The sequence below is a fragment of the Corynebacterium sp. 212_CJEI genome (assembly GCF_001055915.1).
GTDB classification, from domain to species: domain Bacteria; phylum Actinomycetota; class Actinomycetes; order Mycobacteriales; family Mycobacteriaceae; genus Corynebacterium; species Corynebacterium jeikeium_D.
The window spans coordinates 1-7,228 of the sequence record NZ_JVPT01000009.1 but is presented as its reverse complement, the minus strand read 5'-3'; the positions used below and the strand labels follow the sequence as shown (position 1 = coordinate 7,228).

Genomic DNA, 7,228 nt, shown 5'->3' with positions numbered 1-7,228 from the left:
CGGGCTGCAAATGTGAAACTGTATGAGTTTATGACACTTTCAAGTCATTTTTCGTGCCATTTTTGTCATAAACACAGTCACTAACTCGCATCGACCCAACGCCACCTGACATAAACGTAGTCACTAACTTGCATTGGTCAGGCCGCGCAGTAGTCAGGCCGCACAGTAGTCAGGCCGCGCAGTAGTCATGCCGCGCAGTAGCCATAAGGCAAAGGCGACATGGCGTTCTGCAGTTATCCACAGTCTGAAAATTATCCACAGACAGCGAGGTTTTGGCCCCTTGCGGGCATCATTGAATCCGCCCTGTAGTGCACGCTATGGCCATGGCAATCAAGAAACTGTCCATGGCTCAGCGAACCGAGGCTTCAGCAAATCCAGTAGTCAACGCCGTCGATGATGAGGCGCTGCGTGAAGAGGTTGCGCTCATAGTCGCTGCTACCGGTCGTGACTGTGTGCAGGAGACCGTGCCACCTGTGGCTGCAGCGCCAGTGGCCGCACAAACATTTGCTTCGCCGTCAGCATCAGCATCAGTATCACCATCATCATCAGTATCGACAGGAGCGGGAGTGTCATCGGCCCTGTGGCGTCGGGCACCAGCGGTGTTCGTCGATGCACCGGCAGCCCGAAGATTGACCGGACGGCCTCATAGTGAGGGAGCGATCTTCCTGGTCCGCAGTGATACTGAGGCGGAAGATGTGCAGGTAGCGAAGGTTTTAGCGCCTGTTTACAGCGCCAGTTTGCCCGCGGATAACGTCGATATTGTCGAACTGCTCGGTCGTGGCGACGTACGCCCGGATGCTCCGAATCCCACCGATCACCAAAACGGCTCGAGCCTCCTGAACCACCATCAGAACCCAGCGTCACCTGCAAGCACCGACGTGATTACAGCGCCAGGTACAGAACCCGTACCGAACGTGCCGGCAATTACAACCGATTCCTCGGCAACGTGCCTGATGTTGGTTCCTGCGGTCGGCGGTGCCGGTGCTTCCATCGCGGCGGCAGCGAGTGCATTGGTTCTTTCCCGCGAAAGGCCCATCTGCTTGGTGGATGCGGACGCGCTGGCGGGAGGCATTGATCTGGTGCTCGGGATGGAAACGGAACCGGGATTGAGGTGGCAAGATTTCTCGGCTGCTGATGGCCGTCTCGACGGGGCGGCACTCTACGAAGCACTGCCATCCTGCCCGCGATCGCCCGCGCTGAAAGTGTTGACGTGGACTCGCAGTCGCACGCCCGAGACGACTTACAACCACGCCTCTGCGAACAACAAATTCGACAGCGCCGACAGAACCGACAGGCCCGACGATGTCCGGCACATTGCCAGCACCATTAGTTGCCTTATTCATGCCGGAATTACGGTCATCGTGGACTGCCCGAAGCAGGTGGAGTACGTCACCACTCTCGGCGCACTTGCCGATGACACCGTCATAGTCCTGCCCACCTCCGTTCGAGCCATCGCAGCCGCTGGGCACTTGGCGAGCATCTGTGCACAGGCGGGGTTCACCCCAAATCTTGTAGTTCGGTACCAGCAGCACCGCGATATCAGTGTCGAAGAGGTGGAATACGCTCTCGACCTGCCCATTGTTGGTGAGATTGAGTACTGCAAGAAGGTAGCTCACGAGATAGATGTGGGCGGGCTCGCTGGAACCGTCGGCAAGCTGACGCGGGGATTGGAAGCGATGTTTGCCCTTGTCGGCGGTGGTGGCGATGGATGACGTCAGGCTGTTGGCGGCGGTGCGGACGGCGCTTGCGGAGCGGCCTGGGGTGGCATCGCATAGCGAGGTCGCCGACATCATTCGAGCAGAGACCTCGGGGGTTGTCTCCGATGTGAAGGTGCTGGAGATTCTACGCACGATTCGCGAGGAAACAGTGGGCGCGGGTGTGTTGGATGCGCTGTTGCGACGCCCGGGTGTCAGCGATGTGCTGGTCACCGCGCCGGGCGAGGTCTGGGTCGACGCTGGCAACGGACTGGAGCGGGCCGAGATTTCCTTCACGGACGAGGGCGAGGTGCGCGCGTATGCGGTGCGGCTCGCGTCGCGGTGTGGACGAAGGCTTGACGACGCGCAACCCTGGGCCGACGGCCATATTCCTGGTGGTGTCGGCGGCTGTGGTGTGCGAGTTCATGCGGTGCTTTCCCCACCGTCGGCGACCGGCACTCAGATTAGCCTGCGGGTGCTGCGTCCGGCTCGTCGCGGACTTGCGGAGCTATGCGATGTCGGGCTATTTCCACCGGAGATTCTGCCGGTGCTCCGGGGAATCGTGGCGGGACAGCTTTCGTTTATTGTCGCCGGTGGCACGGGTGCGGGAAAGACCACGCTATTGGCGGCGATGCTTTCAGAAGTTAATCCTGACCAGCGCATTGTGTGTATCGAGGACACTCCGGAGTTGCAACCGCAGCACCCGCATGTGGTGAAGCTGGTGACCAGGGCCGCCAACCTGGAGGGTGCCGGTGCGATTGGGCAGCAGGAGTTGCTGAAGCAGGCGCTGCGCATGCGTCCCGACCGCATTGTCGTCGGTGAGATTCGAGGCGCCGAAGTGGTGGATCTGCTGGCAGCGTTGAATACGGGGCATCGCGGTGGGGCGGGGACAATTCACGCCAACCGGATTGGGGATGTCGTCGCGCGCTTTGAGGCCCTGGGGTTGATCGGTGGCCTTGGTCGCGCCGGGCTACATGCGCAGTTGGTCTCGGCGGTGCAGGTGGTGTTGGTGGTCGAACGCGCTGATGTTCGCCGGCTGGCACAGATCGGGCTGCTACGCGGTAACCCACCGGAGGTGGTGGAGGTCTGGACTGCTCGGGATGGGCCTGGGCCGGGTTGGGAAGCGTTGCAGAAGTTGCTGGTCGGCGGGGAATAACCGGTGGAATACCCGATGGAATGACTAGAGGAAAAGTCAGGGGATTAGACGGGGAGATTAACAGCTATGGGGGAAGAGTTTAGCGTGGCGATGCTCATTGGGGGAGCGGCTGCGGCAGTCGCTATCTGGCCGGACAGCTCGGCGGCGGTGCGCTCGCGAGCACTGGCAGGCCGTGCCCGCGAGGTGTCCAGCGGGCTGAAGTGGTTGCAGCGCATGGTTGGACTTGGTGCTGGTTCCACGGTGTCGAGCGCAGCAACCACTGGCAGTGCGAATCGAACTGCAGGACTATCAATCCTCATCGTTGCAGGCCCAGCACTCGTGTTGCTGTGGCTCGCCGGGATTCCAGGCGTTGTAGCCGGGCTGTTGCTGGGCCGCACCGCAGCGGCAGTAGTGCGCGCTGTGGGGGAGAGGCGCTGTGAACGTCGGGAAGCGGACAGCGCTGCGGTAGCGCTGGAGACCTTGACCGCGCAGTTGCGCGTAGGAGCGGCGGCTTCACGAGCGCTCAACGCGGCAGCAGCGGAATTGCGCAGGTCAGAGGATGAGACTGTGTTGGCTGATCATCTCGCGCACGCGGCGCATCGCGCGCACTTCGCCGACCCGTGGGAGGGCGAAGAATCTTCGGAGCAACTGCGCCGGATTGGGCGTATGTGGACGGTGGCGCAGCAACACGGTCTGAGTTTGGCTGGGTTGCTGGACTGCGCGCGGGGTGATCTGCAGGCTCGTCAGGCGCATCGCTCACAGACGTCTGCCGCGCTGGCGGGACCGCGCATGACGATCGCCATCTTGGCATCACTGCCGGTGTTCGGTTTGGTCATGGGGCAAGCTTTCGGAGCGTCCCCATTCGAGTTCCTCAGTCGCGGTATCGGAGGAATTGTGCTGGTCATCGGTGTCGGGCTGGTGTGCGCGGGCATCGAATGGGCGGTCGCCATCATCGATCGTGCGGAGGCCGGACAATGATTGCCGCCGCACTTCTCATCGCCGTCTACCTCTGCTTGCCGACGTTCAATCCCGTTCGCAGCCGACTGCCCGAGTTGGTAGCCGAATCGGATGTTCGTACGCGAGGAGGCGTACGCCGGCAGGTGGCCAATCGGGTGGCGCAAATTGCCGCACAGGTGCGGGAACGTGTGCGAACTGTCATTGGCGGTGAGCGCATCAGCCCGGCTGTGCTGCTCGATGCCGCAGCGGCCCTCGACATCATTGGCGCTTGTTTGAGCTCCGGTATGCCGTTGTCGCAGGCCATGGCAGCAGCTGCCGATGGTGCAAACCCTGAGCTGGCCGAGCCACTTCGACAGTGCTCCGCCAGGTTGTCCGTGGGCGCGCACTCCACTTGGGAAAGCCTTGCTGCCACACCCGCGCTCGTGCCCCTGGCGACAGCTGGGCGCCGTGCAGCCGAATCCGGCACCGTTCTGGCGCAGGCATTGGAAGACACCGCTGCCACGTACCGCAGTCAAGCCCACGATGCGGCGCAAGCCGTCGCCGAAAAGGCTGGTGTCCTCATTGCCGGGCCGCTGGCGTTGTGCTTTCTACCCGCGTTTGTGGTGCTGGGTTTGGTGCCCACCATCGCTGGGCTTGCCGACGAAATGTTTGCAGGACTGATGCCGTCATGAAGCGTGGACACTTCTGCGCCCAGCCTCGCGCGCTGGCACGCGCCGGATGCAGTGCTGGTTGCGCTCTCAGCTGTGACTTCGGTTGTGCGCGTGGTCCGCCTGCCGCGCCGCAATCCAACACGCATCAACCCGCATCAACGCGCGTCAATGCACATCACACCTCACAACTGACCTGTCACTCGACATCCACATAGGGGGAAACACTCATGACCACTCAAAACTCCAACCGTCCAACCAATCCGCTGACCGCTGCGCAGTCCCAGCTGCGCTCGTATTTGCACAAGCGTCTGCACGCTCTGGCAACTGAGGAAAACGGCATGTCAACCGTGGAATATGCTCTCGGAACGATCGCTGCCGCCGCTTTCGGAGCCCTGCTCTACACCGTCGTGACCGGCGGCGATATCACCCAGGCGCTCACCGACATCATCGAAAGGGCGCTCAACACCGATGTCTAGCCGCATCCGCTCTACGCTTCATCGCCTGTGCGTCGGCGACGAAGGCCAAACGACGGTAGAAACCGCTTTCGGTCTCGCGGCGCTGGTCACGGTCATGGTCACGGCTCTGTCCGGGCTGGTCACCATCGCAATGTACCTAGGGCTTACCGACGCAGCCGGAGCCATCGCACGGGCTGAGGCACGGGGCGATGCGGAGACAGCAGCCGAGCTCCGCGCCGACGCAGATGGGCAGGTCGCGATATCGGAAACCTCCGGTACCGTGCGCGTGACCATTCGGCGCTCAGCGGGGCCATTTTCGCTGGAAGCACGCGCGGTTGCACTGCGGGAGAGAGCGGCATCGTCATGAGAAACGTGACAGCCCGCCTTCTCCGCGAAGAAGAAGGTTCCACCACAGTCGCAGCCGCACTGTTCATCGCCGCTTTCGTCGTTCTGACTTTGGTCGGAGTTACGGCCGGGGTGAGGGTGGTGCAGGCGCGGCAGGCAGTGGTAGCAGCGGACCTGGCCGCGGTGGCCGGCGCCGTGGCTGCGCAAGAGAGCGACGACGCCTGCAAAGCTGCGGGGTCAATCGCAAAAGCTAACCACGCACGCCTTGTGACCTGTGAGCTTGAAGGGGAGGACGTGCAGGTCAGCGTCCAACGAAAGGAGAGAAAAGCCACGTCCAGAGCAGGGCCGGTAGCGGTGGAGGATGCTGCTACTGGCCGTCGTTAAGCGCGCGCGACACCCCACTGAGCACCTTGATTGCGCCGGCCTTGTCCAGCGGATCGTTGCCATTGCCGCACTTGGGCGACTGGATGCACGATGGGCAGCCGGATTCGCACTCGCAGGCGGCGACGGCATCGCGGGTTGCGCGAATCCACTGAGCGAAGGCCTCGTAGCCACGGTCGGCAAACCCCGCACCACCAGGGTGCCCGTCGTACACAAAAACGGTGGGCTGCTGGGTATCGGCGTGCATGACCGTGGAAACACCGCCGATGTCCCAGCGGTCGCAGGTGGCAATCAGTGGCAGCATGCCGATAGCCGCGTGCTCGGCTGCGTGAAGAGCCCCCGGCGCGATGTCGGAGCCCACGCCCCAGGAGCGCAGGGTGGACTCGGGCATTGTGTAGGCCACGGCGCGCGTGACCAAACGTTGCGGAGGGTAGTCAAGTTCAACACTGTCGAGAATCTCGCCGGTATCCAGGCGACGAAGATAGGAGGTGACCTGGTGAAAGACCTCGACCTGGCAGGAAGCGACCTGTAGGTCCTGGTAGTGGCGCATATCGTCAACGTCCAGAATGCGGATGGTGGTGTCCATGCGCGAGCTGGTGGAATAGCGCGGCTGCTCGGGGTGGACCAGGGCGACGAGGCTGTCGAAGTCCAGCTGGTCGACAAGATAGGACTCACCGCGGTGCAAGTAGACGGCACCGTCGTGGACCTGCTGCATCGCACGGCCTAGATCGATGGTGCCAAGCAGTCGACCATCGGTCTGGTCGACGATGGCTACTTCCTGGCCATCACCACCGCGGACGTTCACGGCATCGTGCGCAGTGGCAATGCGTGGTCCCTCATCGCGATCGGTCGGGTAGTAGACGGGTTCTTGTCCTTCCCAGGTGCGCTTGCGCAACCAGCCCGCTGACACCATATCTTCGGCTACGGGCAGGGTTCCCCACGCCTGAAGCTGGCTGGTGGTGACGGGTTTCTCCACAGCCGCGCAGTAGAGGTGTGACCACACCACATGCGGGTTACGGGGATCGAAGACGGTCTTCTCCACTGGCCGGCCCAACAGCGCGGAAGGGTTGTGGACTAAGTAAGTGTCCATGGGATCATCGCGAGCCACCAACACCACCAGCGCGCCCTGACCACGACGGCCCGCGCGGCCGGCCTGCTGCCAGAATGAAGCGACCGTGCCTGGGAAACCGGCCTGCACCACCGCGTCGAGGCCACCGACGTCAATGCCCAGCTCCAGTGCATTGGTGGTGGCCACACCTAGCAGGGTGCCGTCATCGAGCATGCGCTCGATGTCGCGGCGTTCTTCGGCCAGGTAGCCGGCGCGGTAAGACTCGATGCGCTCGGCGATATCGCTGCGGCGGCGCTTCTCCAGGCGCTCGCGCACGCCGAGCGCTACCTTCTCGGCACTGCTCCGCGAACGGGTGAAAGTCAGGGTGCGGGCGCCCTCGACAAGCAGATCGGCCATGATATCTGCGGCCTCTGTTGGGGCGGGGCGGCGCACGGGTGCGCCGTTCTCGCCTTGGAGATCAGGGAGCAGGCCGGGTTCCCACAGGGCGATAGTCCGCTCACCGACTGGGGCGCCGTCTTCGGTGACGGCCTCGACAGGCTCGC

General features: G+C 62.9%; 9 protein-coding genes. 8 read left to right on the top strand and 1 reads right to left on the bottom strand.

From position 1 onward, the window contains the following. Positions 1 to 323 precede the first annotated feature (323 nt). The 8 genes from ADB02_RS00940 to ADB02_RS00910 all read left to right on the top strand — a co-directional run bounded on the left by ADB02_RS00940 (position 324) and on the right by ADB02_RS00910 (position 5,620). Positions 324 to 1,712, top strand: a complete 1,389-nt coding sequence (locus tag ADB02_RS00940; RefSeq protein ID WP_241482362.1) for a hypothetical protein — start codon at positions 324 to 326, stop codon at positions 1,710 to 1,712. After that, entirely contained in the window at positions 1,705 to 2,850 is a 1,146-nt protein-coding gene (locus ADB02_RS00935; RefSeq protein ID WP_080969542.1) for a TadA family conjugal transfer-associated ATPase, read from the top strand. Before ADB02_RS00940 ends, ADB02_RS00935 begins: the two co-directional genes overlap by 8 nt. Before the next feature lie 66 nt (positions 2,851 to 2,916). After that, positions 2,917 to 3,807, top strand: coding sequence for a type II secretion system F family protein (locus tag ADB02_RS00930; protein ID WP_049189402.1), 891 nt, complete (start codon positions 2,917 to 2,919; stop codon positions 3,805 to 3,807). Then, positions 3,804 to 4,457, top strand: coding sequence for a type II secretion system F family protein (locus ADB02_RS00925; RefSeq protein WP_049189401.1), 654 nt, complete (start codon positions 3,804 to 3,806; stop codon positions 4,455 to 4,457). Before ADB02_RS00930 ends, ADB02_RS00925 begins: the two co-directional genes overlap by 4 nt. A 3-nt stretch (positions 4,458 to 4,460) precedes the next feature. After that, positions 4,461 to 4,628 (top strand): hypothetical protein, encoded by a 168-nt coding sequence (locus ADB02_RS11530; RefSeq protein ID WP_160310015.1) that lies wholly within the window; start codon positions 4,461 to 4,463, stop codon positions 4,626 to 4,628. Positions 4,629 to 4,663: 35 nt separating this feature from the next. Further along, on the top strand, positions 4,664 to 4,912 hold the full coding sequence (locus ADB02_RS00920; protein ID WP_049189400.1) for a DUF4244 domain-containing protein: 249 nt from the start codon (positions 4,664 to 4,666) through the stop codon (positions 4,910 to 4,912). Further along, complete coding sequence (locus tag ADB02_RS11095) at positions 4,905 to 5,258, top strand: TadE family type IV pilus minor pilin (protein ID WP_053087270.1); 354 nt, start codon at positions 4,905 to 4,907, stop codon at positions 5,256 to 5,258. Before ADB02_RS00920 ends, ADB02_RS11095 begins: the two co-directional genes overlap by 8 nt. Further along, the gene (locus tag ADB02_RS00910) at positions 5,255 to 5,620 is read left to right on the top strand and encodes an Rv3654c family TadE-like protein (protein WP_049189399.1); all 366 of its coding nucleotides are present in this window, start codon (positions 5,255 to 5,257) and stop codon (positions 5,618 to 5,620) included. Before ADB02_RS11095 ends, ADB02_RS00910 begins: the two co-directional genes overlap by 4 nt. Here ADB02_RS00910 and ADB02_RS00905 read toward each other — a convergent pair. Beyond that, on the bottom strand, positions 5,604 to 7,228 hold a 1,625-nt coding region (locus tag ADB02_RS00905; RefSeq protein WP_049189398.1), incomplete at its 5' end, for a Zn-binding domain-containing protein. The genes ADB02_RS00910 and ADB02_RS00905 overlap by 17 nt on opposite strands.